Origin of the sequence: Rhizobium sp. Leaf341, from assembly GCF_001424325.1 — a bacterium.
Taxonomy (GTDB): Bacteria; Pseudomonadota; Alphaproteobacteria; order Rhizobiales; family Rhizobiaceae; genus Ferranicluibacter.
In genome coordinates this window covers 842,092-868,476 of the sequence record NZ_LMPE01000003.1, presented here as the reverse complement: position 1 = coordinate 868,476, position 26,385 = coordinate 842,092, and the positions used below count along the sequence as shown (strand labels likewise).

25 protein-coding genes are annotated in these 26,385 nt (G+C 62.7%); 18 read left to right on the top strand and 7 right to left on the bottom strand.

Annotation, left to right across the window (positions count from 1 at the left end):
- Positions 1–48: 48 nt before the first annotated feature.
- The 12 genes from ASG03_RS05655 (at position 49) to ASG03_RS05600 (ending at position 11,194) form a co-directional block, all read left to right on the top strand.
- Positions 49–1,329 carry an imelysin family protein gene (locus ASG03_RS05655; RefSeq protein ID WP_062692762.1) on the top strand — a complete coding sequence of 427 codons (1,281 nt, stop codon included), beginning with the start codon at positions 49–51 and terminating at the stop codon, positions 1,327–1,329.
- 35 nt (positions 1,330–1,364) lie between these two features.
- Complete coding sequence (locus tag ASG03_RS05650; protein ID WP_082475545.1) at positions 1,365–2,963, top strand: di-heme oxidoreductase family protein; 1,599 nt, start codon at positions 1,365–1,367, stop codon at positions 2,961–2,963.
- Complete coding sequence (locus ASG03_RS05645) at positions 2,963–4,096, top strand: imelysin family protein (protein ID WP_062692760.1); 1,134 nt, start codon at positions 2,963–2,965, stop codon at positions 4,094–4,096. The genes ASG03_RS05650 and ASG03_RS05645 overlap by 1 nt, the downstream gene beginning before the upstream one ends.
- Positions 4,097–4,108: 12 nt before the next feature.
- Positions 4,109–5,218, top strand: a complete 1,110-nt coding sequence (locus ASG03_RS05640; protein WP_443216581.1) for a DUF1513 domain-containing protein — start codon at positions 4,109–4,111, stop codon at positions 5,216–5,218.
- Positions 5,219–5,385: 167 nt separating this feature from the next.
- Positions 5,386–5,838, top strand: coding sequence for a TspO/MBR family protein (locus ASG03_RS05635; RefSeq protein ID WP_062692759.1), 453 nt, complete (start codon positions 5,386–5,388; stop codon positions 5,836–5,838).
- A gap of 124 nt (positions 5,839–5,962) precedes the next feature.
- Positions 5,963–6,415, top strand: a complete 453-nt coding sequence (locus ASG03_RS05630; RefSeq protein WP_062471001.1) for a PaaI family thioesterase — start codon at positions 5,963–5,965, stop codon at positions 6,413–6,415.
- Between the two features lie 29 nt (positions 6,416–6,444).
- The gene (locus ASG03_RS05625) at positions 6,445–7,086 is read left to right on the top strand and encodes a 5'-methylthioadenosine/S-adenosylhomocysteine nucleosidase (protein ID WP_062693056.1); all 642 of its coding nucleotides are present in this window, start codon (positions 6,445–6,447) and stop codon (positions 7,084–7,086) included.
- 85 nt (positions 7,087–7,171) lie between these two features.
- Complete coding sequence (guaA, locus tag ASG03_RS05620; RefSeq protein ID WP_062470997.1) at positions 7,172–8,749, top strand: glutamine-hydrolyzing GMP synthase; 1,578 nt, start codon at positions 7,172–7,174, stop codon at positions 8,747–8,749.
- A 152-nt stretch (positions 8,750–8,901) separates the two neighbouring features.
- Positions 8,902–9,963, top strand: coding sequence for a succinylglutamate desuccinylase/aspartoacylase domain-containing protein (locus tag ASG03_RS05615; RefSeq protein WP_244475166.1), 1,062 nt, complete (start codon positions 8,902–8,904; stop codon positions 9,961–9,963).
- Between the two features lie 2 nt (positions 9,964–9,965).
- Positions 9,966–10,316 carry an ArsC family reductase gene (locus ASG03_RS05610; protein ID WP_062692755.1) on the top strand — a complete coding sequence of 117 codons (351 nt, stop codon included), beginning with the start codon at positions 9,966–9,968 and terminating at the stop codon, positions 10,314–10,316.
- A gap of 3 nt (positions 10,317–10,319) precedes the next feature.
- Positions 10,320–10,793, top strand: coding sequence for a Cys-tRNA(Pro) deacylase (ybaK, locus tag ASG03_RS05605; protein WP_062692753.1), 474 nt, complete (start codon positions 10,320–10,322; stop codon positions 10,791–10,793).
- Between the two features lie 83 nt (positions 10,794–10,876).
- Positions 10,877–11,194 (top strand): DUF6074 family protein, encoded by a 318-nt coding sequence (locus ASG03_RS05600; protein WP_062692751.1) that lies wholly within the window; start codon positions 10,877–10,879, stop codon positions 11,192–11,194.
- A 5-nt stretch (positions 11,195–11,199) separates the two neighbouring features.
- On the opposite strand, the gene ASG03_RS05595 is transcribed toward ASG03_RS05600, so the two are convergent.
- Entirely contained in the window at positions 11,200–11,766 is a 567-nt protein-coding gene (locus tag ASG03_RS05595; protein ID WP_062692749.1) for a 2'-5' RNA ligase family protein, read from the bottom strand.
- Positions 11,767–11,887: 121 nt separating this feature from the next.
- Between ASG03_RS05595 and ASG03_RS05590 the strand changes: the two genes are divergently transcribed.
- Entirely contained in the window at positions 11,888–14,188 is a 2,301-nt protein-coding gene (locus ASG03_RS05590; protein ID WP_062692746.1) for a heavy metal translocating P-type ATPase, read from the top strand.
- 201 nt (positions 14,189–14,389) lie between these two features.
- On the opposite strand, the gene derI is transcribed toward ASG03_RS05590, so the two are convergent.
- The 3 genes from derI to ASG03_RS05575 are packed head-to-tail and all read right to left on the bottom strand — an operon-like array spanning position 14,390 to position 16,420.
- Positions 14,390–14,827 (bottom strand): D-erythrulose-4-phosphate isomerase, encoded by a 438-nt coding sequence (gene derI, locus ASG03_RS05585; protein WP_062692744.1) that lies wholly within the window; start codon positions 14,825–14,827, stop codon positions 14,390–14,392.
- A 38-nt stretch (positions 14,828–14,865) separates the two neighbouring features.
- Positions 14,866–15,633, bottom strand: coding sequence for a triose-phosphate isomerase (locus ASG03_RS05580; protein ID WP_062692741.1), 768 nt, complete (start codon positions 15,631–15,633; stop codon positions 14,866–14,868).
- 28 nt (positions 15,634–15,661) lie between these two features.
- Entirely contained in the window at positions 15,662–16,420 is a 759-nt protein-coding gene (locus ASG03_RS05575; RefSeq protein WP_062692739.1) for a DeoR/GlpR family DNA-binding transcription regulator, read from the bottom strand.
- Between the two features lie 230 nt (positions 16,421–16,650).
- On the opposite strand from ASG03_RS05575, the gene pncB reads away from it, so the two are divergent.
- Entirely contained in the window at positions 16,651–17,955 is a 1,305-nt protein-coding gene (pncB, locus tag ASG03_RS05570; RefSeq protein WP_062470976.1) for a nicotinate phosphoribosyltransferase, read from the top strand.
- A gap of 139 nt (positions 17,956–18,094) precedes the next feature.
- On the opposite strand, the gene ASG03_RS05565 is transcribed toward pncB, so the two are convergent.
- Complete coding sequence (locus tag ASG03_RS05565) at positions 18,095–18,361, bottom strand: hypothetical protein (RefSeq protein WP_062600806.1); 267 nt, start codon at positions 18,359–18,361, stop codon at positions 18,095–18,097.
- Between the two features lie 120 nt (positions 18,362–18,481).
- On the opposite strand from ASG03_RS05565, the gene ASG03_RS05560 reads away from it, so the two are divergent.
- Entirely contained in the window at positions 18,482–19,141 is a 660-nt protein-coding gene (locus tag ASG03_RS05560; RefSeq protein WP_062692736.1) for a TetR/AcrR family transcriptional regulator, read from the top strand.
- A gap of 89 nt (positions 19,142–19,230) precedes the next feature.
- On the opposite strand, the gene ASG03_RS05555 is transcribed toward ASG03_RS05560, so the two are convergent.
- Positions 19,231–19,617 (bottom strand): hypothetical protein, encoded by a 387-nt coding sequence (locus tag ASG03_RS05555; RefSeq protein ID WP_062470966.1) that lies wholly within the window; start codon positions 19,615–19,617, stop codon positions 19,231–19,233.
- Between the two features lie 285 nt (positions 19,618–19,902).
- Between ASG03_RS05555 and ASG03_RS05550 the strand changes: the two genes are divergently transcribed.
- Together ASG03_RS05550 and glgA are read left to right on the top strand one after the other, a co-directional pair.
- Positions 19,903–20,184 (top strand): DUF2934 domain-containing protein, encoded by a 282-nt coding sequence (locus tag ASG03_RS05550; RefSeq protein WP_062692734.1) that lies wholly within the window; start codon positions 19,903–19,905, stop codon positions 20,182–20,184.
- Positions 20,185–20,424: 240 nt separating this feature from the next.
- A complete protein-coding gene (glgA, locus tag ASG03_RS05545) occupies positions 20,425–21,882 on the top strand; it encodes a glycogen synthase GlgA (RefSeq protein WP_062472323.1) in 1,458 nt (485 codons plus the stop codon).
- Positions 21,883–22,031: 149 nt separating this feature from the next.
- Here the strand turns inward: glgA and glgX are convergent, their stop codons facing one another.
- On the bottom strand, positions 22,032–24,122 hold the full coding sequence (gene glgX / locus ASG03_RS05540; RefSeq protein WP_062693055.1) for a glycogen debranching protein GlgX: 2,091 nt from the start codon (positions 24,120–24,122) through the stop codon (positions 22,032–22,034).
- A 417-nt stretch (positions 24,123–24,539) separates the two neighbouring features.
- On the opposite strand from glgX, the gene treZ reads away from it, so the two are divergent.
- Positions 24,540–26,330: a malto-oligosyltrehalose trehalohydrolase gene (gene treZ / locus ASG03_RS05535; protein ID WP_062693054.1), complete on the top strand. Its 1,791-nt coding sequence runs from the start codon at positions 24,540–24,542 to the stop codon at positions 26,328–26,330.
- Positions 26,331–26,385 lie beyond the last annotated feature (55 nt).

The window sequence follows — 26,385 nt, the reverse complement described above, 5'->3', positions numbered from 1 at the left end:
TGCGGTTTTCCTGTCCGGCTCGTTGGGCAGGCCCGCCGAGGAGAGGTCATGACCGTATCATTCCTTCGCTCCGCCGCCTTGGCGCTGGCTGCGGCCACATCCGCGCTTTCGCTTCAACCGGCCCATGCGGCAACGGATGCCGCAGCCGTGCTCAAGCATTATTCCGACGTGGCACATGCCAAGTTCGAGGATGCGCTGACAACGGCGCAGGCGCTCGACAAGGCTGTCGACGCCCTGATCGCAACGCCGAGCGACACGACCCTGAAGGCCGCCAGAGAGGCTTGGCTCGCTGCCCGCAACCCCTATCAGGAAACCGAGGTCTACCGTTTCGGCAACCCGATCGTCGATGAATGGGAGGGCAAGGTCAACGCCTGGCCGCTCGATGAGGGGCTGATCGATTATGTCGATCCGAGCTACGGCAGCGAGAGCGACGAGAACGCGCTCTTCACCGCCAATGTCATTGCCAACAAGACGATCTCGATCGACGGCAAGGAAATCGACGCATCGAAGATCACCCCGGAATTTCTGTCGGGAACGCTGCAGGAAGCGGATGGCATCGAGGCGAACGTCGCCACGGGCTATCACGCGATCGAGTTTCTGCTTTGGGGGCAGGACTTGAACGGCACCGGTCCGGGCGCCGGCAATCGGCCCTACACCGATTACGATACGAAGGCTTGCACCAATGGCAACTGCGATCGTCGTGCCGCCTACCTGAAGGCTGCAACCGATCTTCTCGTCTCGGATCTGAAGGAGATGGCGGCCAACTGGACGCCGGATGGAGCCGCCACGAAGGCTGTCGAAGCCGATCCGAAGGCTGGCCTCACCGCTATCCTGACCGGCATGGGATCGCTCTCCTATGGCGAACTTGCCGGCGAGCGCATGAAACTCGGCCTTCTTCTGCATGATCCGGAAGAAGAGCATGATTGCTTTTCGGACAACACCTACAACTCGCATCTCCACGACGCGATCGGCATCGAGCAGGCCTATCTCGGGACCTACACCCGCACGGACGGCACCAAGATGTCCGGGCCTTCTTTGTCGGAACTCGTTGCTGCCAAGGACCCGGCTGTCGATGCGGAGATGAAGGAAAAGCTCGCCACGACCGTGGCGGCGATGCAGGCGATGGCAAAGCGCGGCCAGACGGTCGAGGCCTACGACCAGATGATCGCGGAAGGCAACACCGAAGGCAATGCCGTCGTCCAGAAGGCGATCGATGGTCTCATCGCCCAGTCAAAGACGGTCGAGCGCGTGCTGACCGCGCTGGATCTCGGCAAGATCGAACTTGAAGGGTCCGACAGCCTCGATAATCCGAACGCCGTCTTCCAGTGAGAGCCGTTTCCCGCCGCGCCGACGCTTGATCCGCGATGACCGCTCGGACCGTCCCCCGTTCCATCACGACTGCAGCCGCCGCGAGCCTCGCGGCGGGTCTCGTCGTGGCTGCAGTTGGCGCATGGGTCGGAGCAGGGTCGGGCGCGTCCTTCTCCACACAGGCCGTGCCCGCTGTTTCCGCGGTTGCGCCTCCGTGGTCCGGGGGAAACGCCGAACGCAGCGACCTGTCTGAACAGGACCGGCGTCGCGTTGCCCGGGTCGTCAAGCCGACGCAGGACGTCTCCCGTCCGGAGCCTTTCGAGGCAATGGTCGGCGGCGCGGGAACTTCGACCGCAAGGCCGGATCGGGCCGTTCTCACCCATCCCGCGGCCAATCTGGATTCCGAGGCGGAGCAACGCTTTCGCCTCGGCAGTGCTCTCTTTGAAAAGCTCTGGGTGTCCTCGCCCTCCTCGACACAGGCTTCGGACGGACTTGGGCCTCTCTACAATGCCCGCTCCTGCGAAACCTGTCATGTGCGGGACGGCCGCGGGCGGCCACCGTCCGGCGAGGCGGGAAGTCCCTCGCTGGTGGTGAAGTTCTCGTTTCCCGGTCAGGCTCGATCCGGCCCCCAAGGCGATCCGGTCTACGGTCGTCAGCTCCAGGACAACGCCGTCCCCGGTCTTGCTGCCGAAGGTCGCCTCGTGCCGCGTTATCAGGAGGTTCCGGTCGTGTTGGCCGGTGGGGAACAGGTCAGCCTGCGCCGGCCGGTCTATGCGATCGAAGGTCTGGCCTACGGTTCTCTGGCGCGCGCCACGCGCCTTTCGCCGCGTCTCGCGCCGCCGATGACCGGCCTCGGCTTGCTGGAGGCGATCGACGTCGGCGATATCCTCGCGCATGCGGACCCACAGGATCGTGATGGCGATGGCATCAGCGGCGGTCCGTCCTGGCTTGCGGAGGGCGCCGCCGATACCCCCGTCCTCGGCCGTTTCGGCTGGAAGGCGCAGGCTCCCACCGTTCGGGCCCAGGCGGCCGAGGCCTTTGCGACCGATATCGGGATCTCCACCCCGGATGTCATGCGGAGTCATGGCGATTGCACGGCCCTTCAACCGCAATGTCTTTCCCTCAAGGATGGTGTGCAGCCGCGGCTGGGGTCGAGCGAGGCACCCGATCCTGTGCTCGACCTCGTTGCCTTCTATGCCCGGCACCTCGCCGTCCCGGCGCGACGGGACGTCGCTGCGCCCGCCGTGCTCACGGGCAAGCGGATCTTTTCGGAAGCAGGATGTGCCACCTGCCACGTTCCAAAATTTGTCACCCGCCGCGACCCGGCAACGCCGTCGGTCGCCTTCCAGCTGATCTGGCCCTATTCCGACCTGCTCCTGCACGATATGGGCGAGGGATTGTCCGATGAAGAAGCGGACGACGCTGTCGGACAAGAGGACGCTCTGCCCGGGGAATGGCGGACGCCGCCGCTTTGGGGTATCGGTCTTGCGCGCACCGTCGATAGGGAAGCCGGCTTCCTGCACGACGGGCGAGCGCGGACGCTGACCGAGGCCATTCTCTGGCATGGCGGCGAAGCGCAAGCCGCGCGCGATCGTTTTGTTTCCCTCGACGTCGCGGATCGTCGGGCGTTGCTCGCATTTCTGGAGTCGCTGTAATGCGTCTATGGACAACCTTCCTTCTCACCGTCGCGCTCGCCTCGGCAACGCCGGCCGTTGCGCAGGAGGTCGACGACGAGCTCGCGGCCGTACCCTCCAGCGGACTTGTGGTAGAGGCTGTGCCAAAGGTCATGACCCGGGCTGTCGATGGGTTCATCCGGCCCGGCTACCGCGATCTTGTCGAGCGGACGGGCGCGCTTGCCGATCATCTTCGTCCGCTCTGCCACCGGCCGTCGCCCAGATCGCTCGCCCACGCCAAACGCGCATTTACCGATGTCACTGCCGCGTGGTCGCGCATTGAGATCGTCCGCGTTGGCCCGGTTCTCGACGACAACCGGTTCGAGCGTGTCCTGTTCTTCCCCGACCGCAAAAGTACGGGCCTGAAGCAGGTTCAGCGGATTCTGGCCGAAGGCGACGAAACGGCGACGATCGCGACCTCGCTGCGCGGCAAGAGCGTTGCCGTCCAAGGGCTGGGCGCCCTGGAATATGTCCTGTTTGGCACCGATGCCGATGTATTGCTCGATGCGCCTGACGGATTCCGATGCCGCTACGCGCGGGCCATTGCCGAGAACCTGACGAGCGTTGCCGCCGAACTGAGTGCCGCATGGGAAAATCCGCGGGGTGTTCAGGCCGCATGGAAGGCGCCGGGGCCCGACAATCCGCTCTATCGGACGGAGGGAGAGGCGGCCACGGAGCTCCTCGGCATCCTCGTTCACGGCGTCGAAAGCCTGCGCGATCAGCGTCTTCGTCCCGTTTTTGCCGGCGCGATCACGCCTGCGCCGTCTCCCGGCCATCCAAAGCTCGCCGTCTACTGGCGGTCCGGTCAGACGATGGCGTCGGTCGCCGGCAATGCGCGAGGTCTCAAGGCACTCTTCGATTCCTCCGGCATGCGTACGCTCCTTCCCGCGGACAAGCAGTCGATCGCCGCTTCGATCGATATCGTCTTGAACGACCTGATCGCCTCAGCCGACGCCGTCGATCGGCCGATCGACACGTCGCTGACAGATCCGGCGGAACGCGAGAAACTGCTTCTCGTCCTGCGCAACGCCAATGATCTGTTGCAGCGTTTGAATTTGGATTTCGGCGCCGCGATCGGACTTGGCGCCGGCTTCTCCTTCGCCGACGGCGATTGACGGAGGACGGCGATGACGCGTTCCGATATGCCCCGCGGCCAGGTGCTCCTCGACAGACGGGCGTTTCTTTCGATGGCAGGCGCCGCATGGGCGGTCTCGCTTTCGCCTGCCGCCGCTGCCGTCCTGTCTCGAACGGACGCCGTCTTTGCCTCCGCCTTCAGGGCCCAGGACGGCTCCTACGGGATCGCCACCGTCTCGGAGGAGGGCGAGGTCATCGATCGTCATGCCCTGCCGGATCGGGCCCATGGTCTGGCCCATTCCGCGATCACCGGCCATACCGTCGCCTTCGCTCGCCGCCCGGGAACCTTCGCCATGGTCCTTGATACGGCCGGGCGCAGCGAACCGGTCGTCATTACCGCCAGCGAAGGGCGACATTTCTTCGGTCACGGGTGTTTTTCCGCAGACGGCCGGCTGCTCTATGCCACCGAGAACGACTTTGCAGGAAATCGCGGCATGGTCGGCATCTACGACGGCACGGACGGCTTCCGTCGCGTGGGCGAGTTCCCGACCTTCGGCATCGGCCCGCATGATATGACGCTCTCGTCGGACGGCCGTCACTTGGCCGTCGCCAATGGCGGCATCGAGACGCATCCGGACTTCGGACGCACCAAGCTCAACCTCGATCACATGGACCCCTCGCTCGTTCTTATCGAGACGGCGACCGGGCGGCTGGTCGAGCGGCACGTCATGCCGGAACACTTGCGACAACTCTCGACGCGGCACGTCGATATCGACGACAAAGGCCGCATCTGGTTTGCCTGCCAGTACGAGGGGCCCCGCAATGCACGCCCTCCGGTTGCCGGCGTGTTTGCTCCCGGCGAGGACATCCGCTTCCTTGATCTGCCGGAGGAGGCGACCGCGGCGCTGGCCAATTATGTCGGCGCGATTGCCGTCCATCGTCGCGAGGGGCTGGTGGGCCTCGCATCGCCGAAAGGGGGCGCTGTCGTCACGGTCGATGCAAAGACCGGCGCTTTCGTCCGACTGGACAAGCTTGCCGACGCGGCCGGCATTGCGCCTGCGAACCGCCAGGGTTTCGCGGTCTCGTCCTATGACGGGCGCTTCGCGGAAAGGATCGCGCCGATCGCCTGGGACCAGCACATCGTTCGCACGCGCCCGCTATGAGGCATCAAGACACTGCGAACGCGACCCACCGCTTGACAGAGCCTGTCAAAGACGTGGCCCTGCCCTAAATTTCCTCTGCCGGATGACCGGCTGTCGTAAGCTTTTCCTCGCAACGATTCAGCCCGATCTTCGGGACGTCGACGGAACACGATCATGATTGGACCCTCATGCGCCCTCCGCTGATCTACGTACTCTTCATCGGCGTCGTCGTTGCTTGCGGCCTCTTGATCGGGATCAACAATATCCCCGGCGAGTGGTACCAATCGCTGCAGAAGCCGCCGTTCAACCCGCCGAACTGGATTTTCGCGCCCGTCTGGACAACGCTCTACGTGATGATCGGTGCCGTCGGTGCCCGCACCTTCCTGCATCATCGCCACACGCGTGCCATGGGTTTCTGGGCTGCGCAGATGCTGTTCAACTTCGCCTGGTCGCCGCTGTTCTTCGGGTTACACGAGATCGCCCTGGCGCTGATCGTCATTCTCGCCTTGCTGATATCGGTCTATGCCTTCATCGCCGTCTCCTGGCGGCAGGATCGGTTGTCCGCATGGCTCTTCGTGCCGTATGCCGTCTGGGTCTCGTTCGCGACGCTCCTGAATGGGTCCATTCTGCTCCTCAACTGAGGATGCTGACGGGAAACCCTTGCGGGTGGAGGGAGCAGCATGCCAGTCTTCAGCCGTCCCGGCCGCAAGGCTAGAAGCAGCAGGTGTCCGGAGGCGCCGATGCCGCATCAGTGGAGTGTTGGACATGGATGAAACGACCGGCCACGATTTTCGCGCCCGTGTCCGCCGGAGCTTCGACCGCCAGGCCTTCATGCGGACGATCGGTGCCGAACTGACGCGCGTCGAGCAAGGCATGGTGGAGATCGAACTGCCGTTCGACGAGATGATGACGCAGCAGCACGGCATCCTCCATGCCGGGATCATCTCGTCTGCGCTGGAAACCGCGAGCACCTATGCCGGCTATTCCGTGCTGGAGCCGGACGCCGGGCTGCTTACCATCGAGTTCAAGGTCAATCTGCTGTCGCCCGGACGGGGCGAACGCTTCCTGTTCCGCGGCGAAGTCACGAAGCCGGGCACCACCATCATCGTCTCCGACGGCCGCGCCTATGCGATGTCGCAGGATGCGCCGCCCAAGCTGATCGCCTCGATGACAGCCACTAAAATGGTCGTGCGCGACCGTGAAGGATTTGCAGAGTGAACGAGATGACCCATCCGACACCGGGCACGATGCCCGTAGACCTGCTGAAGCAGGTTGGCGAACAGTCGATCCTCTACGTCATGGCGGTCGAGGCGGAGTACGGCCCGCATCTGAGGACGCGGATAACGCCGCTGATGACCGGCGTCGGGCCGGTGGAGGCGGCGGTCATGGTCACCCGCGCCCTCGCTCAGCTTTCGGGCGCAAACCGATTGCCGGCGTTGGTCGTATCCTTGGGCTCGGCCGGCTCCGCCTCGCTCGAGCAGGCAGGGGTCTACCAGGCGACCTCGGTTGCCTATCGCGACATGGATGCTTCGCCGCTCGGATTCGAGAAAGGAGCAACGCCCTTCCTCGACCTTCCCGTCACCGTTCCCTTGCCGCTGCGCATTCCGGGCGTGCCGGAAGCAAGCCTCTCCACAGGTGGCAATATCGTGTCCGGATCCGCCTATTCCGATATCGCCGCCGATATGGTGGACATGGAAACCTTCGCCGTGCTGCGTGCCTGCCAGGTCTTCGGCGTGCCCTTGCTGGCGCTGCGCGGCATTTCCGACGGCAAGGCGGAACTCCGCCACGTCTCCGACTGGACCGCCTATCTGCACGTCATCGACGAGAAGCTTGCCGGTGTTCTCGATCGGCTGGAAGCCGCGACGGCAGAGGGCGCGCTCGGCCTTTGAGGCAGGAGAGCGCGGGTTAGACATTGCACTTGCCGGCCCGTTTATTTAAAGGCTCGGGATGATCCCGCGCGTGAAAAGGCCAGGCATGACCGAGATAGCCCATCCCGACAGCATCCTCATCATCGATTTCGGCAGCCAGGTGACGCAACTCATCGCGCGCCGGATTCGCGAAGCCGGCGTCTATTGCGAGATCCATCCCTTCAACAATGCCGAGGATGCATTCGCCCGCATGGCGCCGAAAGGCGTCATCTTCTCCGGCGGCCCGGCGTCCGTCACGGCGGAAGGCAGCCCGCGCGCTCCGCAGGCGGTGTTTGACAGCGGGATTCCCCTCCTTGGCATCTGCTACGGCCAGCAGACGATGTGCGTGCAGCTGGGCGGCACCGTGGAAGGTGGTCATGCCGCTGAATTCGGTCGCGCAGATGTCGAGATCAAGGCGGCAAGTCCGCTGTTCGAGGGGCTCTGGCAGGTCGGCGAACGGTATCCTGTCTGGATGAGCCACGGCGACCGTGTGACGCAGCTGCCGCATGGCTTCGAGGTCATCGCCACCTCCGAGAATGCGCCGTTTGCGATCGCCGCCGATGAGAGCCGCCGCTACTACACCACCATGTTCCATCCCGAAGTGGTGCACACGCCGGATGGCGCCAAGCTGCTTTCCAACTTCGTGCACAAGATCGTCGGCCTGAAGTCCGATTGGACCATGGCCGCCTACCGGGCCGAAATGATCCGCAAGATACGCGAAGATGTCGGGGATGGCCGGGTGATCTGCGGGCTCTCCGGCGGCGTCGACAGCTCGGTCGCTGCCGTTCTCATCCATGAAGCGATCGGCGACCAGCTGACCTGCGTCTTCGTCGATCACGGCATGATGCGCCTCAACGAGGCGGATGAAGTGATCAAGATGTTTCGGGATCACTACAATATCCCGCTTGTCCATGTCGATGCATCGGACCTGTTCCTGACCGAGCTTGCCGGCGAGGTCGATCCCGAGGTCAAGCGCAAGACCATTGGTCGCCTCTTCATCGATGTTTTCGAGACGGAGGCCAAGCGCATCGCCGAAGACGGCAAGGGCGCGCCGGCGTTCCTCGCGCAGGGAACGCTCTACCCCGACGTCATCGAAAGCGTGTCTTTCTCGGGCGGTCCCTCCGTCACGATCAAGAGCCATCACAATGTGGGTGGGCTGCCGGCCCGCATGAACATGAAGCTGGTCGAGCCGTTGCGCGAACTCTTCAAGGATGAGGTGCGTGCGCTCGGCCGCGAGCTCGGTCTTCCCGAGCGCTTCGTGGGCCGCCACCCGTTCCCAGGCCCCGGTCTGGCCATCCGTTGCCCCGGCGGCGTGACGCGCGAAAAGCTCGACATCCTGCGCAAAGCCGATGCCGTCTACCTCGATGAAATTCGCAAGGCGGGTCTCTACGATGTGATCTGGCAGGCCTTCGCCGTGCTGCTTCCGGTCCAGACCGTCGGCGTCATGGGCGACTACCGCACCTACGATTTCGTCTGCGCCCTGCGCGCCGTCACCTCGGTCGACGGAATGACGGCCGACTTCTACCCCTACGACATGACCTTTCTCGGCCGCACGGCGACCCGCATCATCAACGAGGTCCGCGGCATCAACCGCGTGGTCTACGATATCACGTCGAAGCCGCCGGGAACGATCGAGTGGGAATAGCGCCCCGCGAAGGACTGGCACGCTACACGCCGTGACGCACCGGTCCTTTCGCTTTGTCCTTCATATCGCCGCTCGTTAACGCGCTTGTTCACTCTTCGTTCTTGAACGAGGCAGCGGTTCGGCTATAGATGCAGAACGAGAGGGAGATTCGGTTGAAGCAGGACGCGATCAATATCCCAGGGGATACGCCGGAAGTGAGCTGGCGCATTCCTGTTCTGGAGTTTTCAGGTTCGCAGGCCAGCTCCACGCCGAAGGTCTATCTTCAGGCAGCTCTGCATTCCAACGAGTTGCCGGGTGTCGCGACGCTTCACCTGCTTTGCGCGCGACTTCGCGAGGCGGAAGCGGCAGGGGCGATCCGGGGCGACATCACCGTCGTGCCGCAGGCAAACCCTCTCGGCGCAGCACAGTCGCATTTCGGTGAGATGCAGGGTCGTTTCGATCTGGGGTCACGCGGGAACTTCAATCGGGATTTTCCCTTGATCGCCGCGTCCGAGCGTCACGCCCTGCTGCTTGATCTGGACCAGTTCACCGCACCGGAGCGTTTGAAGCGGGAGCTGCTTTTCCGCGCGGTTGGGGCGGATCTTGTGCTCGATCTTCACTGCGACGACGAGTCGCTGCCCTATGCCTATATCGATAGCGCGTTCTGGCCCGAAGCTTCCGACCTTGCATCGGCCTTGGAAATGGACGCCGTTTTCCTGTCCGACGGGGAAAGCTCGGCGTTTGAAGAGGCTGTTTCCTATGCGTGGAAACAAGAAAAGGGTGGAAAGGGCGTCTCGCTCCCGGGTTACCTCTCGGTGACGATGGAGCTGCGTGGGCGTCGCGACGTCGGCCCGGACGTGGCACGGCGCGACGCAGATGGGCTTTGGGCCTTTCTGCAGGCACGCGGCATCGTGGACGGAAGCGCGCCGGCACTTGCGGCCTATTCCGGACCGGCCTTTGCTCTTGATACGATCGAAATGATCAAGGCGCCCGTTCCCGGTACGATTCTGTTTCATCGCGACGTCGGAGATCGTGTCGATGCCGGAGACCTCCTGGCCGTTCTCGTTCCGCGCCCGGGCTTTCCGGAGGATGATGTGGAGGTGCACGCGCCACAGGCAGGGCTCGTCGTTACGCGATCCTCCGCCCGCTTTGCCCGCCGTCGCGACGATCTGATGAAGATCGGTTGTGCAGACATGACGCGAGCGGGCCGCAAGGCGGGCGCGCTGGAGGACTGATCGTGCCCGTGACCCTCTACGGCATTCGTAACTGCGACACGATGAAGAAGGCTCGGAACTGGCTGGACAGCCGAACCATTGCCTACCGCTTTCACGACTACAAGGCCGAAGGCATCGATCGAGCCTCTCTGTCCGGCTGGTGCGCGGCGCTTGGCTGGGAAACGGTTCTGAATCGAGCGGGAACGACGTTTCGTAAGCTTCCGGACAGGGAACGGCAGGAGCTCAATGAAGAGAAGGCCATTGCCCTGATGCTGGCCAATCCGTCCATGATCAAACGCCCGATCCTCGATTTCGACGGCGCGTTGACCGCAGGCTTCCGGCCGGAAGTGTATGAGACCGTCTTCGGGAATTGAGCCATGTCGAAAACGACACGTGCGACACAGACGCTGACAAACGCGGCAATCGCCTTTACCACCCATAGCTACGACTACGACCCGTCCGTCGATCGCATCGGGATGGCCGCTGCAGACGCCATGGGCGAGCCGCCGCACCGCGTTCTGAAAACGCTGATGGCGGAGGTCGATGGCAAACCAGTCTGCGTCGTCGTGCCGTCCGACCGCGAGGTCAACATGAAGAAGCTTGCCGCTGCCGCTTCGGGCAAGTCCGCCGCGATGATGAAGCCGGCCGCGGCCGAGCGGCTCACCGGCTACCATGTCGGCGGCATCAGCCCGTTCGGGCAGAAAAAGACGGTGCCGACCTACATCGAGGCGGCAGCCCTTGCAGAACCTCTGGTCTATATCAATGGCGGCCAGCGGGGGTTGCAGGTCCGTCTCGCGCCGGCCGACGCCCTGTTGGTGCTCAATGCCACGGCCGTGACGCTTGTCACATAAGGGGACGTCGCCAAGGGGCCGGATACGAAGCGTTAACCAAAATCTCCTTACATCAGGGTGACAGAAGGAGAATCGGTTTGACCATGACGACAGGACACGACGCCCGGGACATGCAGGGCGGGATCATTGCATTTCCGCTGTCCGGACGGACAAACCTGATCCGCCGTTGCGCGGCCGAACTGGAGGCCGTTCACGGCCAGGCTGCAGTCACCTACTGGCGCACGGCCTGCCGCCGCCTGGCCGACGATCTGCTCACGCTCGGCTGCGGCGAGGACGACATCCATCATCAGGTCATGGATTTCCAGACCGAGGTCCAGCTCGAGATGATGCGCCGTTACAGCGAACGTCTTGAAGCGGGCGCCGATGCGGACCCGGAAGAAGGCCACCGCATCCGCACCTGAACGTCTCAGGAAAAGGACACGTGCGCGGCCGGCTCCCAGGGACCGCCGTCATAATGCCAGAGACGGAGCCCGGTCACCGCGAAATCCCAGGGAGCGAAATCTTCGGACAGCCGTGCCTGAAGCGCGCGTGCCGTCTCGGGAGAGACCTTGTTCTGCACCGTGACATGCGGTCTGAATCCCTGCTGATCCTGTCGCGTCAGCCAGTCGCGCCACCGGTGCGCGAACGCCGCGCGGAGGTCCTGCAGCGCCCCGCTCGACAGGGCAAAAGCGACGCCGTTTCCCAGGAAGCGAACGCCTTCGACCGACGTGGTGATGGGGCCCACCCCAGCGGTCAGTTCTGTAAGATGCTGTTCGATGGTCACTCTCTCTTCGCCGGGGAGGGCGTGGAAGAGCGTCAGATGGGCAGATAACCAATTCCGCTCTGACGGAAAATGCAGGCGCCGGAGCCGGTCGAACCGCACCTGCGCCGCTTCCTCCATCTCGGCCGTGAGGATCAGCGGCCGATGCGCTGGGAGGAAAGCCTTGTCGTCCTGCGTGTCCGGATTGTCCGTCAGTGTCCCGATCTCCGTCATGACAGTCCTACGCGCGAATGCACGGCGTGGATGCGGAGATCTCGATCTTTCGAACCTTTTCCCTTGTAGCTCTAGTCGCTAGAGCCTTTACACCATCTCGTATCAAGTGACGGAGATGATGATGGGCGAGATGCGGAAGACGCGATTCGACGTTGAAGGAATGGACTGTGCCTCTTGCGCATCCAAGATCGACACGGCCGTGCGGCGAATGCCGGGCGTTTCCGATGTCGCCGTCTCGGTCACGACCCAAGGCATGATCGTTCACCATGACGAGACCGCTGACCTGTCCGCTGTCGCACGCAAAGTCTCCGGCCTGGGCTACAAGACCGCGCCGGCAAGACGCGCGGAGCCAAAATCGACGGTGCAGGCGGCAACCTGTTGCGGCGGACATGCGCCTCACGCTGATGCCGAGCATGATCACGACAGCGCCGACCGCGCTGGCCGCCATCAGGGCGACCATCAACACGGATCTCCCGGCGATCACGCGCGCGAAGCGCCTTCGACGATGACGGCCGACGCCCCACCCGCCGGCTTGCATGGTCACGACCATGGACCGATGTCCGGGCCTTGGTGGGCATCGGCGAAAGGGCGGCTGACGCTTCTCTGCGGCGCTGCCCTGGTGCTGGCCTATGCGGTCGGGCATGTTCTTCCCACGCTGGCGTCCCCGGCGTTCCTCATCGCTCTGCTGGTCGGACTCGTGCCGATCGGCCGGCGTGCCGTCATGGCGGCGCTGGCGGGAACGCCGTTCTCGATCGAGATGCTGATGACGATCGCAGCGATCGGCGCGGTCGTGATCGATGCGGGCGAGGAGGCTGCGGCTGTCGTCTTCCTGTTTCTCGTTGGGGAACTGCTGGAGGGTGTGGCCGCCAGCCGGGCAAGGCGCAGCATCCAGGCTTTGACCGACCTCGTGCCGAAGACGGCCTTTCTCGATGACAACGGCACGACGCGGGAGGTGGCGGCGGAGACGCTCGCGCCCGGCAACGTCATCCGTATCCGGCCTGGTGACCGCATCCCTGCGGACGGGGAGATTCTTTCAGGGGAAAGCGCGATCGACGAAGCGCCTGTGACCGGCGAGAGCGTGCCTGTTCGCAAGGCTGGCGGCGATCCGGTCTTTGCCGGCACCGTCAACGGCGAGGGCGTGTTGCGCGTCACGGTCACGGCAGCGGCCGCCGACAACACGATTGCCCGGGTGGTTCGCCTCGTGGAGGAAGCACAGGAGGCAAAGGCGCCGACCGAGCGCTTCATCGACAGGTTCTCGCGCTATTACACACCCGGCGTGGTGCTTGTCGCCGCACTCGTTGCCATTCTGCCGCCGCTCCTGGCCGATGGTTCCTGGTCGGAATGGGTCTACAAGGGGCTCGCCATCCTCCTGATCGGCTGCCCGTGCGCACTGGTGATTTCCACGCCCGCCGCCATTACCGCGTCCTTGTCCGCCGGCGCCCGTCGGGGGCTGCTGGTTAAGGGCGGAGCCGTTCTCGAAAAGCTCGGCACGATCGATACCGTGGCGTTCGACAAGACGGGAACGCTGACCCAGGGACGCCCCGAGGTCACGGACATCCTGTCCTTCACCGTCGAGGCGAGCGATGTCCTGCGGCTCTCGGCTGCACTTGACGCCGGTTCGAGCCATCCGCTGGCGCTCGCCATTCTCGCCCGCGCGGAGAGGGATGGCATCCCCTATCCCGCCGCCGAAAATGTGTCGGCGAAGGGGGGCAAAGGGGTTGCTGGAAACGTCGGCCAGCAGGACCTTTTCCTGGGCTCCCCCCGGGCGGCTGGCGATATCGCGCCGCTGACGGAAGAACAGGCACGTGCTGTCCAGAGGCTTAACGACGACGGCAGGACGGTGTCGGTGCTGGTCGTCGACGGGCAGATCGCCGGCGCCATCGCCATGCGCGACGAGCCGCGCAAGGATGCGCGGCAAGCGCTTGCTGCACTCAAGGCCGGTGGCATCCGCACGCTGATGCTGACCGGCGACAATCGGCGCGTTGCAGAGGCTGTCGGGCGCGATCTCGAGATCGACGTTCGCGCAGAACTTTTGCCCGAGGACAAGCAGACGATCGTTCGCGAACTCAAGGCGCAAGGCGCCATCGTCGCCAAGGTGGGGGATGGTATCAACGATGCACCGGCGCTCGCGGCAGCCGATGTCGGCATCGCCATCGGCGGGGGAACGGATGTGGCTCTGGAGACCGCGGATGCGGCGATCCTCCACGGTCGCATCGCCGATGTCGCAGCATTGATCGCTTTGTCGAAGCGCTGCATGGCAAACATCCGCCAGAACATTGCGGTCGCGCTCGGCCTTAAGGCCATCTTCCTCGTCACGACCGTTGTCGGGATCACCGGTCTCTGGCCCGCGATCCTTGCCGATACCGGCGCGACCGTGCTCGTCACCATCAACGCCTTGCGTCTCCTGCACGTCCGCGCTTAAAGCGCGTCGCGTGAGAAGGATTCACGCAGCGCGCTTCAAGGTCTGTTTGATGCATGTCGTTTCCCGAAACCGCTGCACACTTTCGGGCGACATGCAGTCACCCCGTGACCGACGACAAACGCCCGGCATCACTGCCGGGCGTTTGCGAAGCGGGATCGCGCGCACGGATCCGGGCACCTGCGAAAGACGGCGTCGCGTGGGCTACTTCGCCGTGTCGAGGCGATCGATCGCCTTGACGTTGTCGGCCGAAGAGCCATTCGGATCGAACTCCGAAGCAAGCCAGGTATCGACGATCGCCTTGGCAAGTTCCGGGCCGATGACGCGGGCGCCCATCGTGATGATCTGGGCGTTGTTTGACTTCGCGGCGCGTTCCGCCGAATAGGTGTCGTGCGTCAGCGCCGCGCGGATGCCGGGCACCTTGTTGGCCGAGATGCTGACGCCGATTCCGGTGCCGCAGAAGAGGATGCCGCGCTCGTTCTCGCCGGCGACGATGGTCTGGGCGAGCTTCTCCGACAGGTCGGCATAAAAGCCTTGCTGGCTGAGATCCGTCACCTCGAGATCCGTGCGTGTCGCGAGATGCTTGGCGATGACGTCGAGAAGCGGTTTGCCGGCGCTGTCGGCTCCAATGGCAATTTTCATGACTGTTTCCTTTCAGGCTTTCGTTATCGGAGGGGAGATCAGAGGGCGGATGAAACGCGCGTGAGGATGTCGAGATAGCCGGCGACGTTCCAGGCGGAGCGGCCGATGAACAGGCCGTCGATATGCGGCGTGGCGATCAGTTCGACACAGTTTTGCGGGTTGACGCTGCCACCATAGAGAACCGGAACCCTGACGCCGAGGCAGGCTTCGGCGACCTCGGCGATCCGGGCGTGGCGCTCGTCGGCATAGTCTGCCGATGCAGGAATGCCGTTGACGCCGATGGCCCAGACAGGTTCGTAGGCCAGGAGAACCGGCTTTTGTCGATCTGTGCCCGCAAGTCCGGAAAGCGCGCCTTCGACCTGCCGCTTCAGAACGGCGTCGGCCTCGCCGGCCTCGCGCTCGGACAGCGTTTCCCCGATGCAGATCAGCGGTGTCAGCCCGTGGCGAACGGCGGCGGCCGTCTTCAGGCCGACCGTCCGGTCGGTCTCGCCGAAATGCTCGCGCCGCTCGCTGTGCCCGAGTTCAACAAGGTCCAGCCCGCAATCTGTCAGCATCGGTGCCGAGATCTCGCCGGTCCAGGCGCCGTCATCGTCCCAATGCATGTTCTGCGCGCCGACTTTGACGCTGGTGTTGGAGAGCCGCTGCTTCGTCTCCCGAACAGCCGTAAACGGGGGAATGACGAAGCGCTGAATGCGCGGGTCGCGTGCGCCGTCGCTGGCCGCCAGACCGTCGGCAAAGGCCATGGCCTCGCTCAGCGTCTTGTTCATCTTCCAGCTTGTTCCAACCCAGATGCCATTCGTCGTCACTGCATACTCCTCGTCGTAGCTCCGGTCGTCAGACCTTGATAATGGGGATCCCCGCATCCCCCAACGCGGCCTCATGGCCACCGTCGATGCGGTTACTGGTGATGACCGCGCTGAAGCCGTCCAGCCCGGTCAGGAAATGCAGGGCGGGCTTGCCGAATTTCGCGTGGTCTACCATGAGATAGCTACGGCTTGCCGACCGCATCATTTGCCGTTTGGTCTTCACCACTTCCTGATCCTGATGATACGCGGCCGCTCCCTGAATGGCGGAGGAAGAGAGAAACGCAATATCCGCCCGGAGCGACGACAATGTCTCCTCCGTCACGATCCCGAAGAAGCCGTTGAACTTGCGGCTGTACTGGCCACCGAGCGAGATGACCTCGATACCGGATACGGCGGTCAGCTTGACGATCACGGAGAGATTGTTGGTGATCACCGTCAGCGGCCGTATCGTGGCAAGATGTTCGGCAAGGCCACCGGCCGTCGAACCGTCATCGATGATGATGATCTGTCCCGGCTCCACGAGCGTCGCGGCATGGGATGCGAGCTGCCGCTTTTCCTCTGCGGCCATCTTCTCGCGGTATCGGAAATCGCTCTCAAAATGGGCGCTGGATTGGATCGATGCACCGCCGTGAACCTTGCGAAGGAGTCCGGCCTGCTCGAGATCGTCGAGATCGCGATGGACGGTCATCTTGCTCACGGAAAAGCGCAGGGCCAGATCCTCGACAGACGCGGAGCCCGCTTCCATCAGGATATCCATGATCTCCTGTCGCCGATCGTCCGGTTTCAAAGCCACATCCCTTTGTCCACCCCTATGTAAACATCATTCGGTCGAAAGACAACATTATCGATGAGATTATGTGAATCTGAAGTGTTACGAAATGTGATGTTCGCACATTCGCAATGTTGCAGGCCATAGCCCGGCATGGCATGAAGAGGATGCATGCTGCGCCAACGATGGAGCAGCGCAGGAGGAATGTCCGCACGGCCCCGCCGTTCACGCGGATACGAGGATATGGCATGACGAAGACGGATATTGCGCGACGCGTCTACGACAATGCCTGGAAGCTCGATCCGGTCGTACGCAGTCTCCTAGACACGGATTTCTACAAGCTCCTGATGTTGCAGATGATCTGGCGGCTCTACCCGGATGTCGATGCGACCTTCTCCCTGATCAACCGTACCAAGACGGTGCTCCTGACGGAGGAGATCGATGAGCAGGAATTGCGCGAGCAGCTGGATTACGTGCGTACGGTGCGCTTTACCAAGAAGGAAATGATCTGGCTGGCGGGTAACACCTTTTATGGCCGCAAGCAGATCTTCTCGCCGGATTTCCTCGCTTGGCTCGCCGATTTCCAGCTTCCGGATTACGAACTCTCGCGCCGGCACGGTCAGTACGAGCTGACCTTCCCCGGAAAGTGGACGCATACCAGCATGTGGGAGATTCCTGCTCTCGCCATCGTCAACGAACTGCGTTCGCGCACGGCGATGAAGGATATGGGGCCCTTTGCGCTCGATGTGCTGTATGCACGTGCAAAAGCGAAGATGTGGTCGAAGGTGGAGCAGCTGCGGGCGGTGCCGGACCTGCGCATTTCGGATTTCGGCACCCGGCGTCGCCATTCCTTCCTGTGGCAGCGCTGGTGCGTTGAGGCGCTAAAAGAAGGAATCGGGGAGTCCTTCTCCGGCACCAGCAATGTGCTCCTTGCCATGGATACGGATCTCGAGGCGCTCGGAACCAACGCCCACGAATTGCCGATGGTGGCGGCAGCTCTTGCCAACAGCGATGCCGAGCTTGCGGATGCACCCTACAAGGTTTTGCAGGACTGGAATCGTCTTTACGGCGGCAACCTGCTGATCGTCCTGCCCGATGCCTTCGGGACAGCGGCCTTTCTCAAGAACGCCCCCGACTGGGTCGCCGACTGGACGGGTTTCCGCCCCGACAGTGCCCCGCCCATCGAAGGCGGCGAGCGCATTCTCGACTGGTGGCGGGCCCATGGCCGCGACCCGAGAGAGAAGCTGCTGATCTTCTCCGACGGGCTTGATGTCGACATGATCATCAAGACCTACCGGCATTTCGAGGGCAGGGTGCGCATGAGCTTTGGCTGGGGCACCAATTTGACCAATGATTTTGCCGATTGCGCGCCGACGGAGGTCAGCGGGCTGAACCCGATTTCCATCGTCTGCAAGGTCATCGATGCCAATGGCCGACCGGCGGTCAAGCTATCCGACAACCCGCGCAAGGCGACCGGCGATCCAGCCGAGGTGGAGCGCTATCTGAAATTCTTCGGCACGCAGGACTTCGAGGAACTTGCTGTTCGCGTGTAACGTGATCCGCAGGAACTTAACGCGAAAAAAACCCGACCGGAGGAGGTCCTTCCGGTCGGGTTTCGTTTCGCCCGGGAACAGGGCGTGGTGCTCGCAGGCGGGCCCGGTCAGAGCCTCGCCGGCGAGATGAACGCGGCGCTCAATAGCAGGCAGCGCAGGCAGAGCCCGTGCGAACGGCCAGCGGGTGCACCATCGCGAGCAGGCGTCGCTTGGGGGCGGCAAGAAGCTTCGCGGCATGGGTCCGGGCGCCGCCGGGTTCGGGCTTGGCGTGCTCCAGTGCGTTCGCTGCCGAATAGAGCAGCGTCTTGAACTGCGAGGAGGTCACGCCATCGGCCCGCATTACGGCGCGGATCATCGGATCGGTCAGCACCTCGCTCAGGGTCAGATCGTCATTCGCCATGTTCATGGCCGTCTCCTTCGTCTCGTCCACAGTCAGGGGCAGGCTGGGTTAGGCCTGTCCTTGACCGAAATGCTTTGGTGTGTTACCGGTAAGTAACACGTCATTTGTTACCGAACGGTCACACCCATGTCAATCGCTGTCGTGAATAAAAACGCCAAACGTGGCTCTACTGTGAAACCGGAACCGGATTCCGCAGCGTCCTCCGGTTTATCCGGTGCGAAGGTGGCTCCGCGAGACCGGATCGTGTCGACAGCCTGCGAGCTGTTCCGCCAGCACGGCATTCGCGGCATCGGTGTCGATGCCATCGCCGAGGCGGCCTCGACCAACAAAATGACACTCTATCGGCACTTCGGCTCCAAGGACGATCTTATCTGTGAGACCCTGCGGGTCACCTCCGAAAAAAGCGGTGCGATGTGGGCGGATATCGAAACGCGCTTTCCCGATGATGCAAAGGCCCAGCTCGGCGCCTGGGTAACCGCCCTTTCCGAATGTCTTCAACGCGAGCCATCCGGATGCGATATCGCCAATGCGGCGATCGAGTTGAAAGAGGCGGATCATCCCGCCCATGCGGTCATCGAAAATTTCAAGATACTGCAGCGCGACAAGCTGACGGATCTCTGCCGGCGAACCGGCACGGAGGAGCCGGAAACTCTGGCGGACACGTTGCTTCTGCTGCTGGAAGGCGCGCGTGTCAGCCGCCAGGCCTCGGGCCTTGAAGGCCCCGCCCAGTGCTTTCAGCGCGCCTGTCGGAACACGCTGCATGCCTTTGGCGTCGGCGTGCGCTGAGGCTTAGACAAAGCACCCCTGCCTTCCATCAGACGAAAGCCATCGCGGCGACGCGATGGCTTTCGGGTTTATACGCGGATGTTTCTAGATCACATCCCGTCGCGCTGCAGGAGCGCACGAACCTCTTCGAAACGGCGCTTGTTCGCCTCGTTGCGCTCATCCGGGCCATAGCATGTGCTGGAGACGCAGAAACGCTGCAGGTTGAAGGGCGCAGCTGTGTTTTGAAATTCGCATTCGATAGAATCGACCATGTCCTTCTTTTCCACGCCTTCGCGCGTCGAGTAGGTCAGGCGCGCCCCTGGCGGCTTCAGCTCCGGAAAGGACTGGACAACGCCGGTCTGGAGCGTATCGGCAAGGAGCAGGTGCTTGGCGACCTGAACGCAGACATCTTCGATCTTCGGCGTTTGTGCGGCGGCCGGCGACAGTCCGATGAAGGTCGATGCCGCTGCAATGGCTAGAACAATCCGTTTTCTCATGACACACTCCGGGAGGCCGCCTGAGGCGGCAGTGACTGATCGGGATCGTCGCGTTGGCAGACGGGCCTGCGCCGAGACGATCCATCAGCACTAGATAGGGCGGTTTCGACCGCCATCCAGCGGCTTCGGCGGTAGGGAACGCCGGCAGCCTCCGATCCCGCAACGTCTCGTCGCTCCTCCTCTCGGGAAGCGCCGGGACAGGCAAAATATCCAACCTGCCGGGAACCAAATCGACCCTCCTCGATTTGGGAGTGGCGGTAGTCCGATTAGTAAAGGGAGAAGGCCATGACCGAGAAAGACGAAGACCTGATCAAGAAGCGGGCCTATGCCTTGTGGGAATCCGAAGGCCGGCCGGAAGGTCGTCACGACGAGCATTGGAGCAAGGCGTATCAGGAGCTCGCAACGACCGAGAACACGTCCGTCCTGGGTGCGCCGGAAGGCCCCGAGGAGAATGCCGCGCCTGTGGATCAGCCTGCGAAGGCCGAGAAGGGCAAGCCGCCACTATCCGTTCTGGAAGGGGGCGCTGCAGGAAATCCCGGCGCCAAGCGCAAGCGAAAGTCGGTCTGAGACCGCGCAGGGCCGGACCTGTCCGGTGCCTGACATCCCGACGTCGATACCTGCCGTCGCTCCTTTGCGAGGCAGGTATCGCATCTATCGCACCGCACAAGTTTCTGGCCTGATCCGCAATATTTGTGCGGACACGGGGACCGCTTTCCTCCATCATTGGAGCATGAGGTGTTTCGTTTTTCTCCCGACCTCCATTTCAGCCGGCAATCCCATCGGATTGCGAAGAGGACCGTGGCCTTCGTGAACGTACTGTCTGTAACGTCGGAAATCTTCCCCCTGATCAAGACCGGCGGCCTTGCCGACGTGACAGGGGCTCTCCCGAAAGTGCTTGCCGCCCGGGGATATAAAACCCGCAGCCTGATCCCCGGCTACAGCTCCGTCCTTGCCGAGATCAGCAATGCGCGCCCCTTGCATTTCTTTCCTGATCTCTTCGGACATCCCGCGTGGCTGCTGGAAGCCGAATGCCAGGGTCTCGATCTCCTGGTGCTCAACGCGCCCGCGCTTTATGACCGGCCGGGTGGTCCGTATGTCGGCGAGGATGGCATGGACCATCCCGACAACTGGAAGCGCTTCGCCGTGCTCTCCTACGTGGCTTCGGCGGTCGCCGGCGGGCTTCTTCCGGAGTGGATGCCCGATCTTGTGCATACACATGATTGGCAGACGGCCCTGACCTCGGTCTACATGCGCTATTCGACCAATGCGAACACGATTCCCTCGGTTCTGACCATTCATAACCTCGCTTTTCAGGGGCAGTACGCGGCCGAGCACCTGAAGGATATCGGCCTTCCGCCCGAAGCACTGTCGATCGACTGCCTCGAATATTACGGCGACATGAGCTATCTGAAGGGGGGGATCCGTACCGCTAGCGCCATCACCACCGTAAGCCCGACCTATGCGCGCGAGATCGTGTCTCCAGAGCTTGGAATGGGCATGGAGGGCGCCCTGCTGTCGCGTCTGGATACCTTTACCGGGATCGTCAACGGCATCGACAGCGAAATTTGGGATCCGGTGACCGACCCCTATCTTCCGGCCCGCTACGATGTGCGCCAGATCCGCAATCGGAGCGTCAACCGCGCGCGCCTGCTCGAGACGTTTCGTCTAGACCCAACACCGGGACCTGTTTTCGCGGCCGTTACCCGGCTCACCTGGCAGAAGGGTGGCGATATGCTGGCAGAGGTCGCAGAAGAGATCGCGGCACTGGGCGGCAAGTTGATCGTGCTCGGCAAGGGCTCCAAGGACATCGAGACGCAGCTTCTGCTGGCTGCAGGCCGCCATCCCGGCAGGATTGGCGTTCGCATCGGCTATGACGAGGAAACCGCGCATCTCGTCCATGGTGGCACCGATATCATTATCCAGCCGTCCCGCTTTGAGCCTTGCGGGCTGACGCAGCTCTATGCGCTGCGCTACGGTGCCGTGCCGGTGGTGTCGCGAACGGGCGGTCTGTCGGAGACGATCATCGATGCCAATGATGCGGCCATGTCTGCGCGGGTGGCCACCGGCTTCCAGTTCCACCCCGCGACCAGCGACAATCTGCGTCTTGCCATCCATCGGGCGTTTCATGCCTATCGGGAACCGAAGAAGTGGGCCCGGCTCCAGAACCAGGGCATGAAGGCCAACTTCTCCTGGGAGCGGAGTGCCGAGCAGTATGCGGAACTCTATGGCAGGGTCATCGCACACGCGGCCAAGGCGACAGGCTGATCGGTTCCAATCTTCCCGAGCGTTCCCAATCTTCCCGAGCGTTTCCAATCTTTACGAGCGTTCAAAGAAAAAGCCGGACTGACAGTGCGTCAGCCCGGCTTTTTTGTTGTGTCCCGCCGACCCGCGGGTGCGGGCCGGCACCAGCCCGGTCAGGCCGGGCGGAAGACCGCCAGGCTGCGCGCCTGCATGTCGAACGGTTCGGCCACGTCGACAGGCTGCGCCGCGATCGCGGGATCATCCGTCGTCAATTCGAGAACCCACGCGCCGTCGGGGCATTCGGGCAGGACAAACGGAACAACGCCGTCATGCGGGTTGAAGATCATCAGAATACGCGACCAGATGCCATCCTTGTCGGCAAGATCCTCTCGGGAGAGCATGGCCCCGATCGTTGTGCCGCCGCCGTCCTGCCACTGCTCGTCGGTCTGCTCGCCACCTCCGGCGTTGAGCCAGGCGATCACCATGCCGTCGCGCCAGTTCTCACGGTGCAAGAGCGGCTGGTCCGCCCGCAGCGTCGTCAGCCGGCGGACAAAATCGCGCAAGACATCTGCGCTGGGCGGCAGGTCTTCCCAGTGGATCCAGCTGATATCGCTGTCCTGGCAGTAGCCGTTGTTGTTGCCCATCTGGCTGCGGCCGAACTCGTCGCCGCCGAGGATCATCGGCGTGCCGTGAGACAAGAGCAGCGTCGCAAGGAAGTTTCGCTTCTGGCGTTCCCGCGTCGCGTTGATGGTCTCGTCGTCGGTCGGACCTTCAGCGCCGTAGTTGAAGCTGCGATTGTCGCCATGACCGTCGTTGTTGTCCTCGCCATTCGCCTCGTTATGCTTCTCGTTGTAGGAAACGAGATCGTTGATGGTGAAACCATCATGGGCAGCGACGAAGTTGACGCTGGACCACGGGCGACGACCGCGAAGATCGTAGATATCGCCGGATCCAAAGAAGCGGGCCGCGAAGTCCGGCGCAGTCCCATCCGTGTCCATCCAGTAGTCGCGGACCGTGTCGCGATACTTGTCGTTCCATTCGGCCCAGCCGGGCGGGAAACCACCGACCTGATAACCGCCCGGTCCGATGTCCCAGGGTTCGCCGACAAGCTTGACCTTGGACAGGACGGGATCCTGCGTAACGGCGTCGAAGAAGCCGCCGCGCTGGTCGAAACCCTCCGGCTCGCGTCCCAGAATGGTGCCGAGGTCGAAGCGGAAGCCGTCGACATGCATGTCTTCGACCCAGTAGCGCAGCGAATCCGTCACCATCTGCAGCACGCGAGGGTGCGAGGTGTTGACCGTATTCCCGGTGCCTGTGTCGTTAATGTAGTAGCGGTGGTTATCCGGCAGGGTGCGGTAGTAGGAGAAGTTGTCGATACCCTTGAACGAAAGGGTCGGTCCAAGTTCGTTGCCTTCGGCCGTATGGTTGTAGACCACGTCCAGGATCACCTCGAGGCCGCCATCGTGCAGCGCCCGCACCATGTCGCGGAAGCCATCCAGCGCCCGCGGACCGTAATAGCGCGTGGCCGGTGCGAAGAAGCCGAGCGTGTTGTAGCCCCAGTAATTGTGGAGGCCTTTGTCGACCAGCATGCTGTCGTCGGGGAAAAAGTGGGTCGGCAGCAGTTCAACCGATGTGATGCCGAGGCTCTTGAGGTAATCGACGGCCGCCTTGTGGCCCATGCCGTCGAACGTGCCGCGCATGTTCTCCGGAATGGCGGGGTGCAGCTTGGTGAAGCCCTTGACATGCGTTTCGTAGAAGATGGTCTTCGACCAGGGGATCAGCGGCCCACGGTCGCCCTTCCAGTCATAGGTCTTGGGATCGATGACCCGACCCTTCGGCGTCACAGGAGCGCTGTCGAGCGTGTTGAAGGTCAGGTCCTTGTCGTCTTCCGCGTCCATGTCATAGGCAAAATGTGCCTGCGACCACTGAACGTCGCCGACCAGCTCGCGGGCATAAGGATCGACCAGAAGCTTGTTCGGATTGAAGCGATGGCCACGTTCCGGATCATAGGGACCATGCACGCGATAGCCGTAAAGTGCGCCCGGCTTGAGGCCGGGGATATAGCCATGCCAGATCTCGTTGGTGTATTCCGGAAGCTCGATCCGGGCAACTTCGATCGCGCCGCTGTCATCGAACAGGCAGAGCTCAACCCGTTCGGCATGGGCGGAAAAGATCGCGAAATTGACGCCATCCTTGTCGGGCGTCGCGCCGAGCGTATGCCAGTACCCCGGCTCGACTGCGTACTGATTGACTTTGGCGTCCATGAAGGCATCCCCTGTATTGATCCGATCAGAAATTGTGCGTCGCATCATTTTGTTCCCGCCCATGTCGAGATTCTTTGTCCCGGCGTGATGAGAGTGTGATCTCCCGTCCTGCCGAACGCTCCCGGGCGTCCGTCTGGTCTGCACATTCGCTCTCGTAACTTTCCACCGATCAACAAGTTCAATGGCAGGAAAGATTGTCTCCCCAGGGTCTGTGCACGCGCTTATGAGAAGATCACCTGGCCTCCCGGAAGGCGTTGCCGTGCACCGCGGCATTCGCACACGATGGCCCGGAACATTTGCCCCGACCCGGATGTTGAGGGGCGGATCAAGGCCGTGCCAGGCGCCGGCGCCGGCGCTCCAGCCATGCCAGAACCGCACGCCGAACCTAATTGATACGAGGACAGGATGAACACCCTGATGACAAGCAAGAGCATTGAACCTTCCGCAAACCGGCAGACGACAGCCTGGGGGCCGGAGCTTCTTGCCGAGGGCGGCGCCCGGTTCCGTCTCTGGGCTCCGGGCGAAGATAGGTTGACGCTGCGGCTCGACGGCAGGGACCACGAGATGCGCAAGGCGGGCGAGGGATGGTTCGAGAGCGTTGTTCCCGAGGCGAAGCCGGGTGCTACCTATGCCTTCGTTCTCCCGGACGGAAAGGTCGTGCCGGACCCGGCAGCGCGCGCGTTGGCAGAGGACGTGCATGGCCCGGCCGTGCTGGTCGATCCCGATGCCTATGAATGGCAGAACACCGGCTGGACCGGCATGCCTTGGGCGGAGACCATCCTCTACGAATTCCATGTCGGCACGTTTACGCCTGAAGGCACGTTCCGCGCCGCGATCGACAAGCTTGCGGCCATTGCCGAAACCGGAATCACCGCCATCGAAATCATGCCGGTCTCGCAGTTCGGCGGGACGCGAGGCTGGGGTTACGACGGCGTTTATCCTTATGCGCCGCACAATGCCTACGGCTCTCCGGACGATCTCAAGGCCTTCATCGACGCCGCGCACGGCCTTGGTCTGATGGTCTACATGGACGTCGTCTACAATCACTTCGGTCCCGACGGAAACTACCTGAGCGCCTATGCGCCGGATTTCTTCCGGGAAGGCAAGAAGACACCGTGGGGAGCGGCGATTGCTTACAACAGGCGTCAGGTTCGCGATTTTTTCGTTGAAAATGCGCTCTATTGGCTGCGGGAATTCCGGATCGACGGGCTGCGTTTTGACGCAATCGACATGATCTTCGATGACGCGGAAACACATGTTCTCATCGAGATTGCACGCCGGGCGCGGTCGGAGTTTGGCGCGCGCCATATTCACCTGGTGACCGAAGATCCGGCAAACCATATCGAACTGCGCAGAAACGACGATAACGAGACTCTTCTCTACGACGCCGACTGGAACGACGACTATCACCATGCAGCACATGTCGTGGCCACGGGCGAAAAGAACGGCTATTACGGCAAATTCATCGACAAGCCGGTCGAAAACCTCGCCCGTGCTTTGACGGAAGGCTACATCTATCCCGGCCAGGAAGCGGTCGAGATGAGCGAGCCGGTGCCGATGGAAGCGTTCGTCGGGTTCCTGCAGAACCACGATCAGATCGGCAACCGCGCCTTCGGCGATCGGCTGATCACGCTGACGTCGAAAGAGATGCTGAAAGCACTGACGGTCGTCACCATGCTCGCGCCGCACATTCCCATGCTGTTCATGGGCGAGGAATATGGCGAAACACGTCCGTTCCTCTTCTTCACCGATTACCATGGCGACCTCGGCAAGGCAGTGCGGGAAGGCCGACGCACCGACATGGACAATTTCGGTGGCTTGCCGGAGGGGAAATCCGTCGAGGACGTGGCCGATCCCAATGCGTTGGAAACGATGGAAAACACCCGTCTCGACTGGTCGAAGGCCGAAACGGAGGAAGGGCAAGCCTGGCGTGCGCTCTATCGCGACCTGATCGCCATCCGCAAGCGTGCGATTGTCCCATTGCTGGTCGCTGCGCCCAACACGCTGTCGGCCGGAACAGTGCTGACAGCGGAAGGTCGATTGCTGGCGATCGACTGGCAGCTTGGCGACCGTCGTCTGCAATTGCGCGCCAATCTCGGTGACGTCGCCGCCGACCTGCCACCGGCCACCGGCGAGACGCTTTACGGCGAGCACAGCACGCAGGGGATGGAACCACATTCGGTTCTGTTTGCCCTCGATCGCGCCTAGCATCGGAAGGGGCTCGGTGACAAAAGCCTAGTACCGAGCTCTACCAGTACCAGTC

Bases quoted from the DNA above. Each gene is read 5' to 3' on its own strand.
- ASG03_RS05625 (WP_062693056.1), top strand. From the start codon at position 6,445: ATGCCCGTAGACCTGCTGAAGCAGGTTGGCGAACAGTCGATCCTCTAC.
- ASG03_RS05630 (WP_062471001.1), top strand. From the start codon at position 5,963: ATGGATGAAACGACCGGCCACGATTTTCGCGCCCGTGTCCGCCGGAGC.
- ASG03_RS05595 (WP_062692749.1), bottom strand. From the start codon at position 11,766: ATGACGGAGATCGGGACACTGACGGACAATCCGGACACGCAGGACGAC.
- pncB (WP_062470976.1), top strand. From the start codon at position 16,651: ATGACGAAGACGGATATTGCGCGACGCGTCTACGACAATGCCTGGAAG.
- ASG03_RS05550 (WP_062692734.1), top strand. From the start codon at position 19,903: ATGACCGAGAAAGACGAAGACCTGATCAAGAAGCGGGCCTATGCCTTG.
- ASG03_RS05560 (WP_062692736.1), top strand. From the start codon at position 18,482: ATGTCAATCGCTGTCGTGAATAAAAACGCCAAACGTGGCTCTACTGTG.
- ybaK (WP_062692753.1), top strand. From the start codon at position 10,320: ATGTCGAAAACGACACGTGCGACACAGACGCTGACAAACGCGGCAATC.
- ASG03_RS05565 (WP_062600806.1), bottom strand. From the start codon at position 18,361: ATGAACATGGCGAATGACGATCTGACCCTGAGCGAGGTGCTGACCGAT.
- derI (WP_062692744.1), bottom strand. From the start codon at position 14,827: ATGAAAATTGCCATTGGAGCCGACAGCGCCGGCAAACCGCTTCTCGAC.
- ASG03_RS05645 (WP_062692760.1), top strand. From the start codon at position 2,963: ATGCGTCTATGGACAACCTTCCTTCTCACCGTCGCGCTCGCCTCGGCA.
- treZ (WP_062693054.1), top strand. From the start codon at position 24,540: ATGACAAGCAAGAGCATTGAACCTTCCGCAAACCGGCAGACGACAGCC.
- glgX (WP_062693055.1), bottom strand. From the start codon at position 24,122: ATGGACGCCAAAGTCAATCAGTACGCAGTCGAGCCGGGGTACTGGCAT.
- ASG03_RS05650 (WP_082475545.1), top strand. From the start codon at position 1,365: ATGACCGCTCGGACCGTCCCCCGTTCCATCACGACTGCAGCCGCCGCG.
- ASG03_RS05555 (WP_062470966.1), bottom strand. From the start codon at position 19,617: ATGAGAAAACGGATTGTTCTAGCCATTGCAGCGGCATCGACCTTCATC.
- ASG03_RS05655 (WP_062692762.1), top strand. From the start codon at position 49: ATGACCGTATCATTCCTTCGCTCCGCCGCCTTGGCGCTGGCTGCGGCC.
- ASG03_RS05600 (WP_062692751.1), top strand. From the start codon at position 10,877: ATGACGACAGGACACGACGCCCGGGACATGCAGGGCGGGATCATTGCA.
- ASG03_RS05635 (WP_062692759.1), top strand. From the start codon at position 5,386: ATGCGCCCTCCGCTGATCTACGTACTCTTCATCGGCGTCGTCGTTGCT.
- ASG03_RS05640 (WP_443216581.1), top strand. From the start codon at position 4,109: ATGACGCGTTCCGATATGCCCCGCGGCCAGGTGCTCCTCGACAGACGG.
- ASG03_RS05590 (WP_062692746.1), top strand. From the start codon at position 11,888: ATGGGCGAGATGCGGAAGACGCGATTCGACGTTGAAGGAATGGACTGT.
- guaA (WP_062470997.1), top strand. From the start codon at position 7,172: ATGACCGAGATAGCCCATCCCGACAGCATCCTCATCATCGATTTCGGC.